We start from the raw sequence: 22,477 nt of genomic DNA, 5'->3' as shown, positions 1-22,477 counted from the left end.
CAAATTTTACACTACCCGTCCCGCGTCCGCCTGCACCGCAGACTCCCGCAAGGCAAATGCCGCCCACAAAGCGGGCATTTCTGCAAACACCCTCGCAAGCGCGTCCGAACTTAAAAATATTATCAAAAGCGCGCCTGCAAGCGACTTAGCAGCGAGCGAGCTTGCGCACATAGGCAAGATAGGCGCCGCGCCAAATACCCCCGCAGATGCGTGCACCTTTGCCGCGAGTGCAAACTCCGATCGCGTAAAGCTCAAGCTCGTCTATTCCTACGACGGCTCGAAATTTAGCGGCTCGCAGTCTCAGCCTCACGGGCGCGGCGTCGAGGACGTGCTGCGCGCGGCTTTGGGGCGAGTGGGGATCTTTGCGCCGCTTATCAGCAGCTCGCGCACCGATAAAGGGGTGCACGCGCTGCGCCAGGTAAGCTGCGTCGAATGCACCGTGCACTGGGAGCTGCCGCGTCTAAAAGAGCTCATCAACCGCCACTGCGCGCCCTATATTTTTGTACGTCACATCAGCCCGATGCCGCGCGATTTTCATCCGCGTTACGACGCCGTGGCGCGCTGCTATCGCTACGTTTTAAACCACGGACGCCCCAGCCCCTTTCTTAGCGATTTTTGCGTGTTTTATCCGCGCGTAGATCTTGCCGCGCTCAATGCTGTGCTTGCAAATTTCGTCGGCGAGCACGATTTTAGCGAGTTTATGAAAAGCGGCAGCGACATAAAAAGCCCCGTGCGCGAGCTCTACGTCGCGCGCGCCTACTCTTTTAGAAATTTAACCTTGATAAATTTTAAAGCCAACGGATTTTTGCGAGCGCAGGTGCGGCTGATGGTCGCAAACGCCCTAAAATCCGTGCAGAGCGGGCGTAAGATCAGCTTCTCGCGAGCGCTTAGCAGAATCCCCTTTCCGCCAAACGGGCTGTATCTTAGCAGCGTGAGTTATTAAGACTTGAAATTTATAGCGTTAAATTTTATCCACGGGCGTTTGGATTTCAAGCTTAGAATTTTATCGCGGTAAAATTCCGCATATCAGAGCAGATCGCCGAGCTACTTTGATATTAAATCACCTGCACCACGATGTGTAAAATCGTAAATTTGCGCGAAATTCGATCTGTTTTTATTAGAATTTTATAGAAATTTAGCAATACTTTCAAACTTTTAACTCAAAAAGGAGCAAAGATGAAAAAATTTTCTGTTGCTTTGGCCGGTTTGGCCTTACTAGCTAGCGTTTCAGGCGCTAAGGAGTTCATCAATATCGGCACCGGCGGTATGACCGGCACCTATTATCCAGTAGGCGGCGCGATTTGCCGCTTGGTAAATATGGATAAAAATATGAAATGCTCCGTGCAATCGACGGGCGGCTCGACGTATAACGTCAATAACGTGCTTAAAAAAGAGCTAAATTTCGGCTTCGTTCAAAGCGATGTCGTCTATGATAAATACAACGGTACGGGCAAATTCCAAGGCGCGGCGGATAAAAATTTACGCTCCGTAATTTCGATCTATCCGGAGCTTTTGGCTTTCGTCGTCTCTAAGGAGAGCGGTATCAAAGCCTACGGCGACGCTGCGGGCAAAAAGATCAATATCGGAAACCCGGGCAGCGGCAACGAGCTAACCAGCACGATAGTTTTTGAAAACTACGACTTTGATCTTAAAAAGCTCGCCCAGCACGGCGTCTTAACCGCGCAAGAATGCCCTATGGCGCTAAAAGATAAGAAGATCGACGGATACTTCTACGTCGTAGGACATCCGACCGCAAATATCACTGATGCGGCGACTTCGCTTCCTATCGACTTAGTCAGCATCGACGATGAGCATATCAAAAAAATTCTAGAAAAATATCCGTATTTTGCCAAAGGCGTGATACCTGCAAAAATGTATGACGGGGTAGATCACGATACGCAGACTATCGGCGTAAAGGCCGTACTCGTAACTGACGCTAGCCAAAGCGACGAAGCGGTTAGAGCGGTAGTTAAGGCGATACTTGATAATTTTGACGAGTATAAAAAGCTACACCCTGCGCTAAATTTGGTAAGCAAAGAATCTCTTTTAGAGGGGCTTAGTGCGCCACTTCATCCTGCAGCAGAGGCGGTGTATAAAGAAGCTGGGCTGCTGAAATAGGCTAGTTGATGGAGAAATCTACACAAAACGACGAGCAGGTTTTAGAGGTAAAGAGTAGAGAATTTACCTCTAAAAAGCTCTTCTGGCTCGTGACGCTGGTCTGCTTCGCGTGGTCGGTCTTTCAGCTTTACATCGCGTATTTTACGCTAAATACGAATATCGCGCGCTCAATCCACTTGGCGTTCGCCATTTTTATAATTTTTTCGCTTTTTCCGTTTCGCCCGCGCTCTAAGGCACATTTTTACATCCCGTTTTACGATTATATTTTATTAATCGTCGGAGTCGCCGCGATCTTGTATCCTGCAATAGAATTTAACGGGCTAGCGCAGCGCCCGGGAAATTATCTAACCAGAGATATCGTAGCGTCGTTTATCGGAATTTTCATACTCTTTGAAGCAGGTCGTCGTATGATGGGACCAGCGCTTGGTATTATCGCTTTTACCTTTCTTCTGTATTGCTACTTCGGTCCTTATATGCCCGATATCATCTCGCATCGCGGCGCAAGCTTTGAACTGCTTGCAGGGCATATGTTTTTAACTACAGAGGGCGTATTTGGCGTACCAGTGGGGGTCAGCACCAGCTTCATTTATCTGTTCGTGCTATTCGGCGCGCTTTTGGAGCGAGCCGGAGCGGGGCAGTATTTTATAAACGTAGCGTTTGCGATTTTAGGTCGCTTCCGCGGAGGGCCTGCCAAGGCTAGCGTAATCGCTAGCGGACTAACCGGAATGGTAAGCGGTAGTTCGACCGCAAACGTCGTGACGGTGGGTACCTTTACGATCCCGCTTATGAAAAAAGCGGGGCTTACCGCCACTAAGGCGGGCGCTATCGAGGTCGCCGCCGGCGTAAACGGGCAGCTTATGCCGCCTATCATGGGCGCTGCGGCGTTTATCATCGCGGAATTTTTAGGTATGAGCTACACTAACGTAATGATCGCGGCGGTGATCCCCGCCTTCGTCTGCTATGCGGGGTTATTTTTTATCGTGCATCTTGAAAGCTGCAAGTTGGGGCTTCACGGCAGCCGCGATTACGCCAAGGTTTCAAAGCTAAAAATTATATTTAGCGGCATTCATTACATAATACCGATTTTGGTGCTTCTTTTCACTCTATTGATTCTGAAAGAAAGCGCGATCTCTGCGGCGTTTAACTCGATCTGCGTGCTATTTTTAATAATGATCGTACAAGAGCCTGCAAAGAAAACTATATTTGGCGAAAAGGTTGGCAAGTCCGATTTTATCGTAGGTTTCGTAGATATTTTTTGGGCTATGGTGGGCGCTGCTAAAAATATGGTCACGGTAGCCGTTGCCACCGCGCTAGCGGGCATCATCATCGGCTCGATCTCGCTTACCGGGCTGGGACAGGTTCTTTCAGAGCTCGTAGAAGCAGTCGCAGGAAACAGCATAGTACTGATACTTCTGATGACTGCGATAATGAGCCTGATTTTGGGCATGGGACTTCCTACGACGGCGAATTATATCGTCGTTTCAAGCCTGATTGCGCCAGTGATTTTGATACTAGCAGGCAAAAACGGCTTTTTGATCCCTGCGATCGCAGTGCATCTTTTCGTATTTTATTTTGGAATTTTAGCCGACGATACCCCGCCAGTGGGTATTGCAGCATACGCTGCGGCGGGTATCGCAAAGGCAAATCCCGTAACCGTGGGACTTCAGGGCTTCGTGTATGATCTGCGTACCGCGGTGCTTCCATTTGCGTTTTTCTTCAACAATAAGCTGCTTTTGATCCAAAGCATCGGCGATCCGATGGATTCAAAGAGCATCGTTTGGATCAGCGATCCACTGCAAATCGTGCTGATTTTTGCCACGGCGATCGTGGGTATGTTTGCCTTCAGCTCCTCGCTACAAGGCTGGTTTGTAACAAAATGTAATCCACTAGAGCGCCTGCTATTGCTGCTAGTAACGCCGCTAATGCTGGTGCCTAATATCTGCGCGAAATTTATAGAGTTTATCCCTAGCGAATACGCAAGCTACGGCATAGGCGCTGCGATCTACGTGCTGATCTTTGCAAAGCAGTGGTTTTTAAGACCCAAAGACTCTGACGATATGCACACCGAAAATAGCGTGCCTGCGGCGTAAATCCAAATTTGATCTCGCTAAATTTTAAATAAATTCGCGGGGTCTTATTAAATTTTACCCTTTTGCGCCTAGATTTAAATTAAGATGAGATTCTTTCATTAAATTTAATCTCAGCAGATTTACGACATGGCGGTAACTTGAGTTCAAAATTTAGTGCAAACTCGGTTTTAATTTATCTAGTGTAGCGCATCAGTACACATGCGGCATCATGCATGGGCGAGCGTGGTAAATGCGACATGCGAACTTTTCGCAGCAGCTTAACATATTGTACAAAATGCGGCAGATAATGTACGCAGTACAACTAATCTCGTTAGCAATAAAATTTAACTTACATCGATGCACGGCATAATGCACCGCAAAACTTCGCCTTTCGCATGAAATTTCAAATGCTCTGCTGCGCGGCTGATGGTCTAGATTTTTAAAGAGCGCGCGACGTGAAATTTAAAATCAACAACGGCACAGTGCAATCTAAAACTCGCGGCAGTAATATGGCGCTGTATATGGCAGCGTAAAATTTACGGCGCAGGGCGGTGCGCAAAATTTTAATCTTGCGGCAATCAATCGGCGCGGAGCGCATACACGAAGTGCAATTAAAATTTTATAAGCAAACGACGATGCGTAGTCTTGCAAAATCTTTCACGGCGCGCGTCGCGAAGGCTCGTAAAATTTAATCCAGCGACGCGCAATTAATCGCGATGCTGTAAATTTAACTTGCGCCTGCATAAACTACGCATGCGGGCGTGAAATTTCACGGCGGGTGAGCATATGAAATTTTAAATTTCATGGCAAGGCGTGCGAACGGCTCGACTTAAATCTCTCGTGTAATTTTTGCATGAAATTTAGCGAGTTAGATTTTAAGTGTGAGATTTCAAAGGCTAAACTCGCGCAAGTTTTGCGCCAAATTTTTGCATAAAACTTTGCATAGAATTTAACAAAATTTGTGCAATTTCTATGTTGATTTTGCACTAAATTTAATGAAATTTCACATAAAATTTAATAAAATTACGCGGACTGAGCTCGGCGCGCGAAAGCCCGATTGGCCAAAACCTAGCGCACTAAAACCGGGGCGCGATAAATTCGCTAAAGCTTACGAGCAAGATTTAGCGTCATCGAAACTCAAAGATAAGATTTATTGCTATCAAAGCTTGAGAAAAAAATTGCCGCCGCCAAAGCTCGCAGGCAAGCTTTACTGCCATGGTGCAAAATCCAGGCTTTGGTTTTAAACGCTGAAATAAAATTTAAAGGAGAGAAAATGCAAAGTTTCAAATGGCAAATTTCAAAGCGGCTCAAGCAGGCGATGCGCGAGCGAGATATCGACAATCTCGCGCTCGTGCGGCGCACGGACGAGCTGTATTCGCGCTCGCACCCGGGCCATGACGAGGATATGCGCGCCGAAGTTTACACGGTTTTGGACGAATACGCGCCCAACGTCGATATCGAAATTTTCGATCTAGTCTGCAAGGTGCTAAGCGTTAAAATCGAGCTAGGCTAAGCTTTGCGCGGGATTTGCCTGTGCTTTTTGCTCGAGCGGCGGCGCTAAATCGGTTTTTGAAATTTTATTTAATTCGGCTTTGCACTGCGACGCTGATCGTACTGCGAGCCGCGGCCGCTCCCAGCCTTTAAAATACGCTGCGCATGGCATTCGCGCCGCACTTGTCATTTGCTACACGTGGATTTCGAGCCAGCTAAAACGAGCCGTCGCTCATACGACCGCGCCCGCCGCAAAATTTGCTAGCGGCGTGTCTTACGCGGTATTAAATTTTAACGGCGCCGTAAAATTTAGTAGCGACAGCACCCATATCCGCGAGACGCGGATCGTGAAATTTAAACTCGAGCGGCGCGAACTTCGTAATTTAAGCACTCGCCTGCCCGTTCTTTAAAATTAAGCGCGCTTGTTTATTCGCCGAAATTTAACTCAAATTTAAACGCTCTCTCGCAGGAATTTTAAAATTTACCGCACGATTGCATCAGCTCACACAGCTTCCACACGACTCGTACTACCCAATGTGCGCCTGGCTACTCCACGCGATGTGTTTTTGCGCCGTGAAGTTGGGAGCAGAGTTCGGCGTAGAATTGTGTATAAAATTTCATTCACGCAGCTGGCTCGCAGATAGCTTAATCGGCGGCTCCAAATTTTAAATTCCAATCAAAATTCACTCAAGCGGCGATAAATTAGCGATTAAAATTTGAAATTTTAGAAGTGAAATCTCACTCCTGCTTGCGATCAAAATTTTAAATTTTGCCGCAAAATTTCGCCCAAAATCCGCAAGATTAATATCTATTTTAACTGCAAAGTGCTAAATTTAGCGCTAAATTTTAATCCGAGGTAAGCTTTGAACTACTTAATCCAATTTAGTGTGATTTTAGGAATATCTTTTGTTGCGGAGATTTTGGCGGCGCTCGTGCCTGTGCCAATCCCCGCTAGCATCTATGGGCTAGTCATTATGCTTTTAGCCCTGATCTTCAAACTCATCAAAGTATCACAGATCAGAGAAACCGTGTCGTTTTTTATGCAGATTATGCCGGTGATCTTTATCCCGGCGGGCGCTGCGATCATCATCGCAGGCGACGCGCTACGCCAGCATCTTTTCGCAATCATCGCGATTACGGCAGTCTCTACGGTAGTAGTCATCGGTGCAAGTGGCGCAGTAACGCAGATCTTTTATAAAATCGCCCTCGCCCGCGTTAAGCGCAGGCTTTACGAAGCCGCGCACGAACAAGACGGCGTGAATACAAAGGGCGTGGATGCGAAGCTGGAGCGCGAAATTTTATCCGGAGACGACAAAAAATGAGAGAAATTTTAATGAACTCCGCTTTTTTCGGCGTATTTTTGTGCCTAGGCTCGTTTGAGCTGGGACTTTATCTAAAAAAGCGCTTTAAGCTAACTATTTTCAACCCGCTTCTAATCGGTATCGTGCTTACCGTCTGCGTGCTTTTAATCTTTAAAATTCCATACGAGAAATTTAACGCGAGCGCCTCGCACATTAGCTTTTTCTTAACGCCGATTACCGTCTGTCTAGCTGTGCCGCTATACGAGCAGCTGGCGCTTTTGCGAAGTAATTTTTTAGCTATTTTTGCAGGACTGATTTCGGGTATGATCGCAGGGCTAGGCAGCATCTACGCGATGTCGGTGATATTTGGGCTAAATCACACAATGTATGTCACGCTACTACCGAAATCCGTCACGGCGCCGATCGGTATGGGTATCAGCGAAAGCTTAGGCGGCATCGTGACACTAACGGTGGCCTGCATCATCGCTACGGGCATCATCGGTAGCGTATTTGGCGAGGCACTACTTAAAATTTTTGGCATCAAAAAGGCGATGGCAAAAGGTATCGCCCTAGGCTGCGCGAGCCACGCGATGGGAACGGCGCGCGCTCTTGAGATCGGTGACGTAGAGGGCGCGATGGCGTCTTTAGCAATGGCAGTTACGGGACTTCTTACCGTCATCGGTGCCGGTATTTTTGCACATTTCATCTAAGGAGAAAATATGATAATCTCGATCGCTAGACAAACGGGCGCAGGCGGGCGCGAAACCGCGCGCAAACTAGCCGAGCGCTTAGGCTACACCTATCTAGCCAAGGCGGATCTGCTCCGCAAAGCAGACGAGCTTGGCTGCTTCGAGCAGATGTATGAGTTCTACAACGAAATGCCCGTAAATACGCTACTTCAGGCAATATCGCACAACGAGCTAGCCAATGAGCAAAAGCGCGATCGCATCGTAGCAATCTACGAAAAGATCGTCTCGGGCGGCAACGTTATAGTGCTTGGGCGCTGCGCGGGGTTTTTCTTGCGCGGACATCCGGATCTGCTGACGGTATTTTTACGCGCGAGCGATGAGTTTAAGCTCGCTAGATTGGAAAAAGAGGGTCACACCGACGCGCGAGAGTATATGGAAAACAGCGACGCAGGCAGGATGAGCTTTCATCAATACTACACCAACCAAGTCTGGGGCGCGTCCGCAAACTACAATATCTGCATCGACACATCGTATTGCGGCATCGATAATGCGGTAAATATCATCGAGTATCTAGTCAAACATCACATTGAAAAGTGATTTGCGCCTAAGCGCACAAAAGTGGAATTTGTCTTTTCGAAGATGAATTCCACTTGATCTCGCAAACCCACCCTACTTCTATTGTAATTTAAAATTCACATCTCTTTCAGCTTGAATTCCATTTGTAAATGACGCATTTAGGTGTATTATAAAGCCTCTCGTTCAATGCGACATAAATTCTAAACCGCGCTTTATCGCCACAAAATAGTAAAATTTAGCTAAAATTTGACGAAATTTAAATCCAAATTTAAGGAGATAAAATGCAAAGCAAAGCCCATCTATGCCCAAAATGCGGCGAAAACACGATCTATTTCGACGGCATCTGCCACTCATGCAGCCAAAGACAGAGGCGAGAGGAGATTTTAAACCTAAGCGCGGACGAAGTGGAGGCGATGATTCTAAAAATCGCGGAGCGAATCGATGAGATCGAAAAATGGGATGAGATTTACAACGATTTTTGGGCGCTTTTTAGCCTGCTGGATATCCACGATCCAAGGATCGCGCGAGCTGCGGCGGCGAAGCAGATCTACTATCCGCCCGAACTCTACTTCGGTGCGCCTAAGGACGTAAGAGACGCGCTCATAGCAAAACTAGACTCGCTACAGGACAATGCCAAAAACACTCTAAACGACCTACTGTGCGCGCTTGCGTGGCAGGGCGACGAGCAGACGACGCAGCTTTTTTACGAGCTGTATCAAAACCCAAGACCGTGGCGCCAAAAGCTATACGCAGGCACTGAAATTTACGCGCAAATCGGCGGCTGGAGCTTTGATCGGATGGGCGAGCGAAAATCGCTCGTTTTTGATAAGTGCCTCGCGGTAGTGCGCGCGAGAGACGGCGCGGAGAAAAACAGCGAGCGAGCGAGCGAGCGCGGAGATGAAAGCGCGAGTAAAATTTCAAATTTCAAAGGCGGCGCAGACGGCGAAAATTGCGAACAAAATGCGCAAATCGGCGCGGATAGAATTTCAAATTTGCACGCGGGCACGCAGAGTGCTCACGCAAGCATGGACGAAGACGCAAACGCGAGCTTGCGGAACGAGCGCGCGAATTTCAAATCAGACGCGCAAAAAGACGCTAGCAGCGGTTTAAATTTAAGCGAAAATGTAAAAAACGCTCGCGAATGCGCAAACCAAAACGCGGATGAGCCCGTGCAGATCGGCAGGCCTACGGGGCAAAAGTGCGAGTTTTGCGGCTGCGAGATGCTCGATATGCTGCGCCTTAAGGCCGATGAGCCGCGGCTTGCGTTTCTAAATTTAAAGCACGACGCGATCTTTCACTGCTGCCCGACCTGCGTCGGCTCGGTAATGTATTTTTGCAAATGCGGCGCGGACGGCGAGCTGCAGATGCAATGCGAGGGCGAAGGGATGGAGAAAAGCTGCTTTTTGCAGCATGATATGACGCGGCTGAGCGGTATTAAATTTAAGCTAAGCGGCGAAGTATCGCCATTTTACGGCTGCTTTAGCGAGCTTGACGTGACCGTGGGCGGCTATCCGCAGTGGGTGCAGGACGCCGCGTATCTGAGCTGCCCTAGCTGCGGCGGGACGATGAAGCATCTAGCGCAGATCCCATTCGGCGAGCTGGTGCAGGGTGAGGGGGTCATATACGTGCAGATTTGCGAGAAATGCGAGGTTTTGGGCGGCTGCTTTCAGTGCACGTGAGGGCGGGGTTTTTAAAATTTGCGCCCTGAGCCTGCGCAAAAAATTAGCTATAATGTGAGTAAAATTTGATTTAAGGAGAGAATATGGGATTATTCGGTTTTGGTAAAAAGGCTGAGAAAGCGCAGGAGCCGAGCACGTTCGCAGGCAGAGTGGATAAATTTTGGGCGGAATTTAGCGGCGTGATAGATGAGATCAAGGCCGATCTGGCGGCAGAGGAGTTTGAAAAGGCGATGCGAAAGACCGATGAGAAGCTTCGTATCTGCCTTGCCGAGCCTTATTTTATGACGGGACTCGTGGGCGATAAGCTTGATTTGGTGCTGACTCCCGAGGGTATGAGACACCGATTATTTTGGCTAAGCTTTATCAAAAACGCTATGCCTAAGCAGCTCGAATCCAAAATGCGCTGCACGCTCGGAAAGCCGCGTGCGCCGCGAGGTATCGGCGGACTTGAGATGTACGGCACGCGCGTAAGCGCCGAGGAGTCGATGATCTACGCGCAGTTCAACGAAAGCGACGTGGATATTAAAATTTACAACGAAAACTTAGCGGCTCTGCTCGCGCAGGACGAGGGCAAAGCGGGCAATCTGAGCTTCATCCTACTTGATAACATCATCGGCGAGACGGCAGTCATTAACACTTTGGGCATGCTTGAGGTGCTCGATAAGCCGCAGGAAAACGGCGTGCCGCTAAGCGAATTTGCCGATCTGATCGATGAGAAATTCGGCGAAAAAGCCGCGCGCGAACCGCTAAAGAATTTTTTCAGCTATGAGATGCAGCCGCGCGGCAGCGAGGTGCGCGAGGACGTGATCGTGGGCACCACCTGCCTGCGAAATCTCATAGGCGAGTACCTAGGCGGCAAGCGCGACATCTATAACGAAGCCTTTGAGCTCGGCATTAAATTTTGTTTTCTTAGCATAGGTAACGGCGGCGACATGCAGGCGGGCTTTGATCTGCGAAATAAAATCGAGGACGAGGAGCTGGAGAGCTGCGGCTCGTTTCTGGAAATAATCGGCGGTGCCACGGGACAAAGGCATGCATATATCGATCTCATCTGCTACGACGAGGAAAGGCTGAAAGAAAAAGTAAGCGAGCTTTGCAAAAAATACGGCGCGAATATACAAATCCACGACTTTAAGCGGTAGCGGCCTCTGTTTTTGCGGCAGATAAATTTAAAATTTTGCGCCATCGCAGAAAATAAATTTTAAAACTCTACGCCGCCGCGTAAAATAAATTTAAAATTTGCCGCACCGCACGCTTTTCGTTCGGTTTTACCATTTTGCCGGCACGCGGTAAAATTGAGCGAGCCGTGGGCTTACGATATAAATTTTAGCGATTTAGCAGTAAATTTTAGTAAAATTTGCGAGGTTCGCAGCGCAAATTTGCAGCGATAAAATTTTGCTTCGGTTTCAGTGCAAAGCACGCCGATTAGGAAGCTTTTGAAAGATAAAATTTTAGGAAACAAACATGAAAATTATCTCGAAATTTAAAGATAATTACGATTTTATGGTGTCAAAATACGGGCTTGACGAGACTTTGGTCTATGACCGCAGAAACTCTACTCTAGTCGATGCGGACGAGCTATGGAGGCTTGACGAGGGCGATAAAAAGGTCTTTGAAAGGAAGCTTAGCGGGTACCGCTTTATCCGCGGTAAATTTATAAACTGGAGCAAAACGGACGTAAATAAACTGCCGCGTCTGCTTCACCCCGTGATTTTCATCGGCAAAAATTTAGTCCATATTTTCGCCTCTCAGGATAAAATTTACACAAGCCTAGAGCTTGACGAGACGGAGCTAAGAAGGCAGTATCAGAAGGACAGGACTTTGAGCTTTAGCGATGGATTTCGTGCCCATATCGTCTCATGGCTAAGCAAGATGATCGGCGAGCAGGCTACGCGCGAAGAAATTCTCTGCAGCTCGTGGCGCTAGAGGGCGACCGCAAAACGACGCTAAAAAATATTGTTCGCGGCGATATAAGCAAAGATGAAATTTTAAACGCACCCATCGTATTTTTTAAGCTCACACAGAACATTCACACCGCGGCGATAGATCCACGGCTTAACGCGATGGGGTTTTATCTGGATGCGGACTTTGTCTGGCAAAGCTTAGTCGAGTTTTTATCCGCCAAAAAGGATGCCTCCGCTCCGGCAGGCACGATACTAAATGATATAAAAATCGCTAGCAAGGGCTTTGACGTAAAGCGCTCGTTTCGCCCAAAAATGAAATAATTCGGCTCGCGCAGCAAATAATCCGTGCAATCGTCGCTAGAATTTATCCCGCTTTACTTCGCTGTTTTAACGCGCCTCATAAATCGAGCGAAATTCTATAAATTTTTATAAGTTTCGACGAGCAAGCGCACGAAAGCTTAGAAGCAAAATAAAATATGGATGAAATTCCGCAAAAGCTCTTTCGCAAAATTTTAAAAGAATTAAAATATTTCCTTGAGGAATTTTAAAATTCCGCATAAGGCAAATTTACAAAAATCTCGTGAAAAATATGGAATTTCGTGAAAATTCCGCAAAATTTTAAAATTTTACCGCAGCGGCATCCATCGCGCGCATTAGCCGCAGCATTTGAGCGTGTTCGAAAACATCGTGCGTACGGATAATCGCGGCGCCGTTTAAAGCGGCGATCTGATGCAGATACAGCGAGCCTGCGAGCCTATCCTCGACCGCAGAGGGGCTGTAAAAATCGATAACGCTCTTTCTGCTCGCGCCCACGAGCAGCGGGCAGCCAAAGTGCAAAAAATGCTGCAAATTTTTAATCAGCACTAAATTTTGCTCGGCGGTCTTGCCAAAGCCGATGCCCACGTCAAGGATGATCTTTTTAAGCCCCTCGCTTCGCAGCTGCTGCAAATTTTGCGTAAAAAATTCATCGATCTCGCCCATCAGATCGTCATATTTGGGCGCAAGCTGCATATTTTGCGGCTTTCCCTGCATGTGCATCAGCACGTAAGCGGCGTCGTAGCGAAGCGCAAGCGGGGCAAGAGCGAGGTTCGCGCTGATGTCGTTAATGATACTAAAGCCCCGATCTAGCGCAAATTCCAAACAATACTCATCGAAGCTATCGAGGCTAAATTTAGCCTTTTCATGCAGACGCAGGCGATAAATTTCGCCCAGCACATCCTTTATGCGCGCAAACTCCTCATCCCTGCCGCAGTACTGGCTGCCCGGGCGCGAGCTCACGCCGCCGATATCGATGATAGCGGCACCCTGCTCAATCATCTTTTCGATCTTATTGGTCGCCTCTTTTAAGCTTGCCGCGCGACTTGCGGGGTTGAAGCTATCAGAGTTGATGTTTACTACGCCCATTATTTCGCAGCTTTGCGGCTTAGCAAATTTCTCGCTTAGAAATTTCGCGAGCTCTTTTAGCCCAAAATCCTGCAGAGCTTCCTTCTGCGCCAAAACTTCGATTTGGCGATCGTTTGCGATCAAAACCGCGTCCGTATCGTCGCGCCCTAGGATCACTCCTTCGTTGCACGCAAGCTCGGCACCGATGCTAAGGGCGTCTTGTTTTAAAATATTCGCCGCGGGCGCTCGCAAATTTTTTAGATAGAAAAAGTTTAGGCGCGATTTTTTCTGCATTATCGCCCGTCCCGCATTTCGCACGCCGATGCGCTCGCAAATCAGCGCGAAATCGGCCTCGTTTGAAATTTTATAAATTTTCATCTTTTCTCCTCGATCATCAACAGCAGCGGAGTAAGCACGGCGTGGGCTTTGGCGTTATGCTCGGCGAGGTAGCTTAAGCGATCTATTCGCTGAAGCTCATCGCCGCTTAGCCTAACGCCTGCCTCGAAGCACTCTAGCGCGATCTCGCCGATGAGCGCTTTTAGCGCCGTTTTGTCCAGCTCGCCCTTGCGCTCCAGCGCGATCTGCGCGTCGATAAACTCCACCGCTTCCTTTAGGCTGAGTCTGGTTAAATTTAACCCGGCGCGGTATCTGGGCTTTCGCACGCAGAGGTTTTGCACCACGAGGCGCGAGCGGATGGTGGGCAGCAGGGCGTTGATGAAGGGGGTGATCAGGAAAAACACCGTATTTTTAGGCGGCTCCTCTAAAATTTTAAGCAGAGCGTTTTGCGCCTCCTCGCCGAATTTTGTAGCAGCGATGACGATGATCTTATCCTCGCGCTCGGCGACGTAGGCTTCGTCAATGATCTTTCGCGCCTCGTCGATCTTAAGCTCGACGCTTTCGAAAAACCTTAAATTTTTGCGCGGAATTTCGGCTAAAATTTTATCTTTAAAGCCCTCATAATCGTTCGTTAAAACGATCTGATTTATGATTTTCAAAGCACCACTTCGTCAAAAAGCACGGCGTCAATGCTTTTGTCTAAAATTTTAAAAAGTTGGATCAGTTTGAGATCCAGGCTCGGATCGCTCTCGCTCATGTAGAAGCTGTTTTGCAGCCTCTCGTCGATGAGCCACAAATAGCTGTCCTCGTGGCTTTTGGCGATTTTGGCTAACGGATGGTTGCCGTTGCCGATGTAAAAATATATAAAGCCGTTGGCAAACGCGAGGCTTAGCATATCGTTTAGCAGCAGCGCGTCCTCCAGGCTATTTACGCCGCCGCGGTAGAGCGAACGCAGCGAAAAAAACGGCAACAGCGGGCGGGAGTTGGTAGAGGAGTTGATCTTTTTGATGATGTATTCGCTAAACCAGCTTCGCTCATCGTCGCAGATGACGATGAAAGCAAAGCCGTCATGGAGGAATTTCAGCTTTGATGCTAAAAGCGGCGTCCAGTCCTCCTTGCGATCCTCGAGCCACTCAAGTCCTGGCTCAGAGCGCATCGCCGTGACGCTCCAAGTGTGCAGATCCTGCATTATTTATCCAAATCGTAGGCTTTATGCAGCGCGCGCACGGCAAGCTCGCCGTATTTGGCCTCTACGATCATCGAAATTTTAATCTCGCTCGTGGAGATCATCTGGATATTTATCCCTTCGTCCGCAAGCGTCTTAAACGCCTTGCTGGCTATGCCGCTGTGGCTTTTCATACCAACGCCTACCAAAGAAACCTTTACGATATCAGCATCCGATTCGATGATGGAATTCGGATTTGGATTTACCTCTTTCATTACCTTATAGGCCGTTTCTAGCTCGTTTTGCGGCACGGTAAAGCCCAAATTAGTCTCGCCGTTTCGTCCGATATTTTGCACGATCATATCGACGTTGATCTCCTTGCTCGCAAGCGCGGAGAAAATTTCAGCCGCGACGCCGGGGCGATCCTCTACGTTTCTAATCGTAATTCTTGCTTGATTTTTATCCAGTGCAATGCCGCTAATTACCGCATCTTCCATCTTTTCTTCTCCTGTTATGAGTGTTCCTTCATGATCGTTAAAACTGCTTCGCGTCACCAAATTTACGTTTAATTTCTTCGCAAGCTCGACGCTTCGATTTTGTAAAACCTTCGCCCCCAAGCTCGCAAGCTCAAGCATCTCGTCGTAGCTGATGCGATCAAGCTTTTTGGCTTTTGGCTCAATGCGCGGATCGGTCGTATATACGCCGTCTACGTCGGTGTAAATTTCGCACAGATCGGCATTCAGCGCTCCTGCGACGGCGACTGCGCTAAGATCGCTTCCGCCTCGCCCGAGCGTAGTTACTTCGCCTGCGGTGCTGATACCCTGAAAGCCCGCGACGACGACGATTTTGCCCTGCTTTAGCGCCTCTTGCATGCTTTTTGGATCGATCGAGACGATGCGAGCTTTGGTGTGAAAATTATCCGTCACGATGCCCGCACCACGCCCGCTAAATGCGATCGCAGCATAGCCCTTGGCATTTAGCGCGATAGCTAAAAGTGCACTCGTGACGCGCTCGCCCGAGCTTAGCAGCACGTCCATCTCTCTGCCTACGGGAGTTTTAGTAAAAAATTCCGCCTGCTCGATGAGCTGATTGGTAACGCCGCTCATCGCAGATACGATTACCGCGACATCGTGTCCTTCGTTTTTAGTCTTTATCACGCGCTGCGCGACCGCCTCGATCCGCTCTAGCGTGCCGACGCTCGTACCGCCGTATTTTTGAACGATCAGCATTAAATGTAACCCTCCTCCTTAAAATATTTTAAAACCGTCGCGTAAATCGGCTTTTTGAAGTGATTTACGTGCCTTAAAACCTCATTTGCGCCTACGAATTTAAATGCGTCGAACTCCGGAAGTTTAGTATTGATGTTTATATCGGCTAAGCTTCGCAATCTCACCAAAAAATACCTTTGAATTTGCCCGTCGTATGGGCGCATCTTTTGAGCTACCCCATCGGGAAAGTCGTAGCTGAGCCACTTCGGGCACTCAGCGATGATATCGACTTTGCTTGTTCCGATCTCCTCGCCTAGCTCTCTGCGGATCGCCATCTTAGGCGTCTCACCATCGTCGATACCACCTTGAGGAAACTGCCAAGCGCCTTTGATGTCGCTTCGTTGCGCGATTAAAATTTCGCAATTAAACGGATACGAGGGCGAAAGTACGATTGCAGCGACATTCGGTCTGTAATTTTTCTCTTTTTCCATCTCGTTTTCTCACAAAAAATTTCTCAAAATTCTACCTAAAAATATTAAAATTTGCGTTAAGAGGCTTAAAATTTATATAAATTTTCAAATTAATTCGCTAAATTTTGCGACGTAAATTTAGCCCATAGGACCGACCTTGCACATCTACATCCACGTGCCGTTTTGCACCTCCAAATGCCCGTATTGCGCCTTTGGCTCCTTCAGCGATAAGTTTAGCCTCGTAAAAAGCTACTTTCGCGCGCTTGAGTTTGAGGTGCGCGACTTTTTGACGAAAAATCCGCACGCGCAAATTTCGACGCTTTTTATCGGAGGAGGTACGCCAAGCGCCGTGGATGCAGGGCTTTACGACGAAATTTTTGCGCTGCTCGCGCCGCGTTTTGCCGCCAAAGCCGAAATCAGTTCTGAAGCCAACCCAAACTCCGCCAGCCCCGCTTGGCTTAGGGCGATGCGCGGTCTCGGCGTAAACCGCATCAGCTTCGGCGCGCAGAGCTTCAACGACGCCAAGCTAAAGTTCCTCGGCCGCGCGCACAGTGCGGCGCAGATTTTTCTGGCGGTGCAAAATGCCAAAACGGCGGGCTTTGATAATATAAATTTAGACCTCATTTACGCGAGCAAATTTGACGATAAAAGGAATTTAAAATTTGAAATGGCTGAGCTTGCGCGCTGCGAAGTGCCGCATCTAAGCGCCTATGCGCTAAGTCTTGAGGAAAACACGCCCTTTTTCGGCCGCGAAAGCTTTAAAAAAGAAAGCGCGACTCTAGCTAAATTTCTCTTTGCTCTTGCGGCGGATAGCGGCTTTAGCCAGTATGAAATTTCAAATTTTGCCGCGCGCGGACTGCGCTGTAAGCACAATCTCGCCTACTGGCGCGGTGAGGATTACGCCGGGTTTGGAGCGTTTGCCGTGGGCACAAGCGGGCAGGTGCGCCTTAGCTCGCCTAAAAATTTGCGAGATTACATTGCAGATCCGCTACAAAAACAGCGCGAAGTTCTAAGCGCGCAGGATAAAAAGCTTGAGCGCATATTTCTCGGGCTGCGCTGCGTTTTGGGGTTTGAGGCGCAAATTTTAGACGCTGCAGAGCTAAGCAACGCGCAGCTGCTCATACGCGAAAAAAAGCTGAAATTTGCCGAGGGTAAATTTTATAATCCCAACTTTTTGCTCGCCGACGAGATTGTGCTTTTTATTACGCAAGAAAGCCGCCGCGGGCGCTAAATTTAAGATTAATGAAATTTTAGTTAAAATACGCCACTTTTTACGTTAGGAAATTTTATGTTTGGTATCAGTATGCCTGAAATTACGGTCATTTTAATCATCGCGATAATCGTGCTGGGGCCCGAAAAGCTTCCGAAAGTCCTGGTCGAGCTCGCGAAATACTTCAAAGTCATCAAAAAAACCATCAACGACGCAAAATCGAGCTTCGATCAGGAGCTTCGCATCGCCGAGCTCAAAGAGGACGCCAAAAAATATAAAGAGAGCATCACGCAAGCAAGCGAGGGGGTGCGCAAAAAGCTCACGTTTGAGGAGCTCGACGAGATCAAAGGCGGTATCGACTCGGTCAAAGAGACGCTAAATGCGGGGCTAAAAGACGCGGAAAGCTCGTTTAAAGAAACGCTTAGCTCGGACGCCGCCAAAGACGCGTTAAACTCCGCGAAAGTCTCGGCACAAAAACAAAATGAGACGGCAAATTTAAAGTCAAATTCGAGTGGCGAAAATTCCGCGCAAAGCTCCGCTGGCACCGCGAACTCTGCGCAAGGCTCCGCCCTCGGCGCAATGAATTCCGACGTTGAAAGCAAAAGCGCGAATTCTGGCGCTGGAAACAAAGGCGAAAATTTTATGCCGAGCACGGGCGACAGTGCAGGAAATTCCGTACAAAATACGAAAGCAAGCGGTGAAGCGAAAAGCGCCGCGCAAAATTTGAATGCAAATTTAAACGGCGATGCGCAAAATTCTATGCAAAATTCCGCGCAAAATAACGATACGCAAAAATCATAATGAGAGAGAAATTTAATGTTTGAAGAGCTAAAACCCCATCTAGCCGAGCTTCGCAAGCGCCTGCTTATCTCCGTGCTTTCCGTCATCGTCCTTTTTATCGCGTGCTTCGGCTTTTGGGAAGATATTTTAGGCTTTATGACCCGCCCGCTAGTGCGCGTGCTTCCTAAGGGCAGTGAGATCATCTTTACCCAGCTTGGCGAAACGTTTTTTACCGCGATGAAGGTATCGTTTTTCACCTCGCTGCTTCTAGCGATGCCGATAATTTTCTGGCAGGCGTGGCTTTTCGTAGCGCCCGGGCTTTACGACAACGAGAAAAAATACGTCATCCCCTTCGTTAGCGGCGCGAGCATTATGTTCTTTTTAGGCGCGGCGTTTTGCTATTTTTTCGTAATCCCCGTCGCGTTTAATTTCTTGGTAAATTTTGGCGCCAAGCAATTTACTGCGATGCCTACAATCGGCGAATATGTAGGCTTTTTCGCTAAGCTCGTCGTCGCATTTGGCATCAGCTTCGAGCTTCCTGTAGTAACCTTTTTCCTCGCTAAGATCGGGCTTGTAACTAATAAAAGCCTGAGCGATTTTTTTCGCTACGCGATCGTCATTATTTTCATCTTTGCAGCGGTGATGACGCCGCCCGACGTACTTAGTCAGTTTATGCTCGCAACTCCGCTAATTGCGCTTTATCTGCTCTCAATCTTCATCGCCAAAATGATAAATCCGTATAAGCAGGAAGATGACGAAAGCGAAAATTCCACGGACGTAGCGCAGGCGTGAGATGGCGGATCTAAATTTAGTTGACAACTACGATTACGAACTTCCTAGCGAGCTCATCGCAAGCGCGCCCGCGATGCCCAAACAAAGCGCGCGACTGCTGATCTATGACCGCGCCAAAGAGCAGATCACTCACGCGCACTTCGGCGATCTGGCGGACGCTCTGCCGCCCTGCGATATTATTTTCAACGACACGCGGGTGATTAAGGCGCGCCTTTTCGGTCATAAAAATAGCGGCGGCAAGATCGAGCTTCTGCTAAACTCGCCGCTTGCGGGCGATAAATTTAGCGCCTATATTCGCGGCAGCGTCAAAGCGGGCAGCGAATTAAAATTTCAAAGCGGTCTTAACGCGCGCGTTTGCGAGCTGATGGATGACGGGCTTCGCATCGTTCAGTTTGAGCGCAGCGGCAAAGCTTTAAACACCCACGATGTTTTTGAAATTTGCGAACGTATCGGCCACGTGCCGCTGCCACCGTATATCAAGCGCGCCGATACCAAGCAGGACGCGAGCTGGTACCAAAGCATCTTCGCGCGCGAGCAAGGCGCCGTCGCCGCACCCACCGCAAGCTTGCACTTTGATAGCGAGATGATTGCGGATTTGCGCCGAAATCACGATATCCACTTCATCACGCTGCACGTAGGCGCAGGCACCTTCAAGCCCGTGGAGGTAGCGGATTTGCGCGATCATAAGATGCACGGCGAGCTCTACTCTATCCCGCCGCAGACCGCGCAAATTTTAAAAAGCGAGCGAAAAATTTTAGGCGTGGGTACGACGGTGACGAGAACGATCGAAAATTTTGCACGCAATGGGCAAAGCAGCGGGATCTGCGAGCTGTTTTTGCACCCGGGCAATCCACCGATAAGACAGAATTTTTTGCTTACGAACTTTCACCTACCCAAATCCACGCTGATAATGCTCGTAGCGAGTTTCATCGGCCTTGAGCGCACGCTTGAGCTCTACCGCATCGCAGTGGAACAAAGATACCGCTTCTACTCCTACGGCGACGGGATGCTGCTGCTATGAAGGCCGTGGTTTTAGGCGCGCTGGCGCTGATAGCAGCGATCGCGTGGCTCGCGGCGAAAAAGCTCTTTTCTAAAAAGCCTGCCGCAAACGGTAAAATTTTCTCCGCCACACCCAAAGCCAAAAAAAATAGCCCCGTCGTGCCTAGACGCGAGGATGTCGCGCAGATCGATATTTTAAAAATTTTAAAATTCCAAAGCGAAATTTTATTTGAGGAGTGCACGAAATACGATAGCACGCTCTATCTTAGCTTCCCGCCGCAGCTACCGCGCATTTACGGCGGCGAGGTGCTAAATCTCACTAGCGCGGTCTTCGATGCGTGCGAGTTTTTTTTACAAAACATCGCCGAGCCGATCTGCGTGAGCGTGGAATTTAGCACCAAAGAGCTTAGAAAAAATATGAGCTCTGTCAAGCTCGACGTGCGAGTAGGTATCGATAAGCAGCTCAGAGATCCGCAGACCTACGCGATCAAAAGCGCTTTAGAGAGCGTGAGCGACACCGAGGACGAGTATCTAAACTCCGCGCAAGCGCACCTCGCCCTGCTAGGCACGCATCCGGTGTTAGGCAGCGACGGGCGCGGGACGTTTATTAAAATGGATGCCGTGCTGGGCTACTTCGCGCAGGCGCAGGATTTTAGCGCCAAAAAATACGACTACAACGTCATAATCACGCACAAAAACCGCGCGATCTTCGAGGAGCTGCGAGATTTTTTGAGCGGGCTTGGTTGCGACGTGATGCCAAACTCCAACTGGGAGAGCGCAAAGAGGCACCTAAACGACTTCATCTACGTAGCCGACGTCGTCATCCTTGACGCCGAGATCCTGCGCGCAAATATAAGCGAAATAAACTACCTCAACGCGCTGGAAAAAGACGGGGTATTTTTCATATTTTTGCTCAAAAACAAACACTCGCTCAAGGTGCTGGAGGGGCTAAGCTTTAAATTTTTCAAGCTCGAGATGCCATATTTCTACGACGAGTTTTACGCCACGCTCGACATCATCGAAAAGATCAAAAACGATGAGAATTTCTTGGGGCTGTAGCGAACAGGTAGCGATAAATTTAAAACCGAAGAGATTGAAGTGATATATTTTGACTTAGATTGGATCAAGGGCAATATAAACGATAGCGAATATGCCTTAAGGCAGCGGCGGTACGAGGCGTATTTAGCAGGGCTGCATAAAAATATGCATACGCTAGAAAGAATTTTTGCGGGCATAAACTTCAACGATGCACTATTGCTACCCAAAAAGCAAATCAATGAAAAGTTGCATTTGAAATTTTACATCGGAGATTTGCAAAATGGATATTATGAACTAAAATGCGTTATGAGCTCGAATCAAAGATGCGGCGCGGCGCCCGGCGAAATAATAACGAGCGAGATATTTTACGAAAATGGCAATTACCGCTTCTCTTTCATTCTCGCTTGCTTGAAGGAATACGCCGTTAACTTCTCCAGGATAGATAGCCTTAAATTTAACGCGATTTCGCAAAGAAAATATAGCCGCGAGTTTAAGAAATTGAAACTTTCATAGTAAATCCAAACCTCGGTTTTTACGTATAGAATTTCATCCACTAAAGATTGCCGCCTCAGTATTTATCTCATTTACAATCCAAAATTTAAAACGCTAGCGAGCTAGGTTTTAAGAGGTATGATTTTGATTTAGGCACGAGCTTTCTGACAAACGATGCGAGCTTCGGAGGTATAAGAATTTTAGTTTTTCGCGACGTAGAATGTGCTGCGTGACTCTAGGTCAAAGAGCAGCAATGCGAGATAAAATTTTGCTCGCTCGAGTGCTGAGGCATTATGCTTTTAGAAAAGGCACAAAGTAACGTAAATTTCGCTGTGTCTTGTAGCTGAAATCCATTAAATTTAAGCCAGAATCATTCGGCGACAGTGTTATTCGCCAAACCCTCTAAGGCAAAATCTCTAAATTTAAGTTCTGGACATCATATGCAAGCAGATTTCCTTCTGCCCTTAAAGCATTCAAATCATATTAAAATTTGAACTTCCAAGCGAATCTAAAGAATTTTGGAAATCACTACGTTGCATTTAAAGGCGCGCCCGATAATAGATATAAACAAACCAGCAAATTTTAAAATTTAGCCAGGCGAACTTTACTTGCGATTTAAATTTTATCTTCTGCCCTCTTTTTTAGCCTTGACCGCTTCATAAAGCTCATCGATCGAGGTTGCGGACGAGCCCGAATATTTCTGTGACGCTTGTATAGTTTTTTGCCCCATTTACCGTCGATCGTCACGCTGTAGCCGCTAAACATCAAACTTCGCTG

The 22,477-nt window shown here is 48.1% G+C and carries 21 protein-coding genes and 1 pseudogene; 17 read left to right on the top strand and 5 right to left on the bottom strand.

The features are described 5' to 3' along the window. The first annotated feature begins 178 nt into the window (after positions 1-178). The 11 genes from truA to Q0257_RS11475 all read left to right on the top strand — a co-directional run bounded on the left by truA (position 179) and on the right by Q0257_RS11475 (position 12,148). On the top strand, positions 179-943 hold the full coding sequence (gene truA, locus Q0257_RS13130; protein WP_366517516.1) for a tRNA pseudouridine(38-40) synthase TruA: 765 nt from the start codon (positions 179-181) through the stop codon (positions 941-943). 233 nt (positions 944-1,176) lie between these two features. Continuing rightward, a complete protein-coding gene (locus Q0257_RS11520; RefSeq protein WP_291937906.1) occupies positions 1,177-2,118 on the top strand; it encodes a TAXI family TRAP transporter solute-binding subunit in 942 nt (313 codons plus the stop codon). Between the two features lie 8 nt (positions 2,119-2,126). Continuing rightward, positions 2,127-4,208 (top strand): TRAP transporter permease, encoded by a 2,082-nt coding sequence (locus Q0257_RS11515; protein ID WP_298024945.1) that lies wholly within the window; start codon positions 2,127-2,129, stop codon positions 4,206-4,208. A gap of 1,252 nt (positions 4,209-5,460) precedes the next feature. Continuing rightward, complete coding sequence (locus Q0257_RS11510; protein ID WP_298024943.1) at positions 5,461-5,700, top strand: hypothetical protein; 240 nt, start codon at positions 5,461-5,463, stop codon at positions 5,698-5,700. 841 nt (positions 5,701-6,541) lie between these two features. Then, a complete protein-coding gene (locus Q0257_RS11505; RefSeq protein ID WP_291937916.1) occupies positions 6,542-7,000 on the top strand; it encodes a CidA/LrgA family protein in 459 nt (152 codons plus the stop codon). Beyond that, positions 6,997-7,689, top strand: a complete 693-nt coding sequence (locus Q0257_RS11500; RefSeq protein ID WP_295151400.1) for an LrgB family protein — start codon at positions 6,997-6,999, stop codon at positions 7,687-7,689. Before Q0257_RS11505 ends, Q0257_RS11500 begins: the two co-directional genes overlap by 4 nt. Before the next feature lie 9 nt (positions 7,690-7,698). Further along, the gene (locus Q0257_RS11495; protein ID WP_005873246.1) at positions 7,699-8,265 is read left to right on the top strand and encodes a cytidylate kinase-like family protein; all 567 of its coding nucleotides are present in this window, start codon (positions 7,699-7,701) and stop codon (positions 8,263-8,265) included. Positions 8,266-8,525: 260 nt separating this feature from the next. Next, positions 8,526-9,923: a cytochrome C gene (locus Q0257_RS11490; RefSeq protein WP_298024941.1), complete on the top strand. Its 1,398-nt coding sequence runs from the start codon at positions 8,526-8,528 to the stop codon at positions 9,921-9,923. A gap of 83 nt (positions 9,924-10,006) precedes the next feature. Next, positions 10,007-11,065: a hypothetical protein gene (locus tag Q0257_RS11485; protein WP_298024939.1), complete on the top strand. Its 1,059-nt coding sequence runs from the start codon at positions 10,007-10,009 to the stop codon at positions 11,063-11,065. A gap of 322 nt (positions 11,066-11,387) precedes the next feature. Beyond that, positions 11,388-11,849, top strand: coding sequence for a hypothetical protein (locus Q0257_RS11480; protein WP_298024937.1), 462 nt, complete (start codon positions 11,388-11,390; stop codon positions 11,847-11,849). Further along, complete coding sequence (locus Q0257_RS11475) at positions 11,840-12,148, top strand: hypothetical protein (protein WP_298024935.1); 309 nt, start codon at positions 11,840-11,842, stop codon at positions 12,146-12,148. The genes Q0257_RS11480 and Q0257_RS11475 overlap by 10 nt, the downstream gene beginning before the upstream one ends. A gap of 297 nt (positions 12,149-12,445) precedes the next feature. On the opposite strand, the gene folP is transcribed toward Q0257_RS11475, so the two are convergent. From folP to Q0257_RS11450, 5 genes are read right to left on the bottom strand one after another with little or no spacing between them, the layout of a single operon-like run. Further along, entirely contained in the window at positions 12,446-13,588 is a 1,143-nt protein-coding gene (gene folP / locus Q0257_RS11470; protein ID WP_298024933.1) for a dihydropteroate synthase, read from the bottom strand. Further along, entirely contained in the window at positions 13,585-14,205 is a 621-nt protein-coding gene (locus tag Q0257_RS11465; protein ID WP_298024931.1) for a DNA polymerase III subunit delta', read from the bottom strand. The genes folP and Q0257_RS11465 overlap by 4 nt, the downstream gene beginning before the upstream one ends. After that, positions 14,202-14,735, bottom strand: coding sequence for a HobA family DNA replication regulator (locus tag Q0257_RS11460; RefSeq protein WP_005873254.1), 534 nt, complete (start codon positions 14,733-14,735; stop codon positions 14,202-14,204). Before Q0257_RS11460 ends, Q0257_RS11465 begins: the two co-directional genes overlap by 4 nt. Beyond that, positions 14,735-15,940, bottom strand: a complete 1,206-nt coding sequence (locus Q0257_RS11455) for an aspartate kinase (RefSeq protein WP_298024929.1) — start codon at positions 15,938-15,940, stop codon at positions 14,735-14,737. Before Q0257_RS11455 ends, Q0257_RS11460 begins: the two co-directional genes overlap by 1 nt. Beyond that, positions 15,940-16,410 carry an RNA pyrophosphohydrolase gene (locus Q0257_RS11450; RefSeq protein WP_005873256.1) on the bottom strand — a complete coding sequence of 157 codons (471 nt, stop codon included), beginning with the start codon at positions 16,408-16,410 and terminating at the stop codon, positions 15,940-15,942. The genes Q0257_RS11455 and Q0257_RS11450 overlap by 1 nt, the downstream gene beginning before the upstream one ends. A gap of 136 nt (positions 16,411-16,546) precedes the next feature. On the opposite strand from Q0257_RS11450, the gene hemW reads away from it, so the two are divergent. The 6 genes and pseudogenes from hemW to Q0257_RS11420 all read left to right on the top strand — a co-directional run bounded on the left by hemW (position 16,547) and on the right by Q0257_RS11420 (position 21,721). Continuing rightward, positions 16,547-17,620 (top strand): radical SAM family heme chaperone HemW, encoded by a 1,074-nt coding sequence (gene hemW, locus Q0257_RS11445; protein ID WP_298024927.1) that lies wholly within the window; start codon positions 16,547-16,549, stop codon positions 17,618-17,620. A 57-nt stretch (positions 17,621-17,677) separates the two neighbouring features. After that, positions 17,678-17,947 (top strand): annotated as a pseudogene (gene tatB, locus Q0257_RS11440) (Sec-independent protein translocase protein TatB); the annotation flags it as partial. Between the two features lie 468 nt (positions 17,948-18,415). Next, entirely contained in the window at positions 18,416-19,171 is a 756-nt protein-coding gene (tatC, locus tag Q0257_RS11435) for a twin-arginine translocase subunit TatC (RefSeq protein WP_298024925.1), read from the top strand. A 1-nt stretch (position 19,172) separates the two neighbouring features. Next, positions 19,173-20,192: a tRNA preQ1(34) S-adenosylmethionine ribosyltransferase-isomerase QueA gene (gene queA, locus Q0257_RS11430; RefSeq protein WP_298024923.1), complete on the top strand. Its 1,020-nt coding sequence runs from the start codon at positions 19,173-19,175 to the stop codon at positions 20,190-20,192. Next, positions 20,189-21,229, top strand: coding sequence for a hypothetical protein (locus Q0257_RS11425; RefSeq protein WP_298024921.1), 1,041 nt, complete (start codon positions 20,189-20,191; stop codon positions 21,227-21,229). The genes queA and Q0257_RS11425 overlap by 4 nt, the downstream gene beginning before the upstream one ends. Positions 21,230-21,268: 39 nt before the next feature. Beyond that, positions 21,269-21,721: a hypothetical protein gene (locus tag Q0257_RS11420; protein WP_298024918.1), complete on the top strand. Its 453-nt coding sequence runs from the start codon at positions 21,269-21,271 to the stop codon at positions 21,719-21,721. The last annotated feature ends 756 nt before the right edge of the window (positions 21,722-22,477 follow it).

Origin of the sequence: uncultured Campylobacter sp., from assembly GCF_938018035.1 — a bacterium.
Classification (GTDB): domain Bacteria; phylum Campylobacterota; class Campylobacteria; order Campylobacterales; family Campylobacteraceae; genus Campylobacter_B.
Note: the sequence above shows the minus strand (reverse complement) of the source record. Positions and strands in the feature narration are given on the sequence as shown.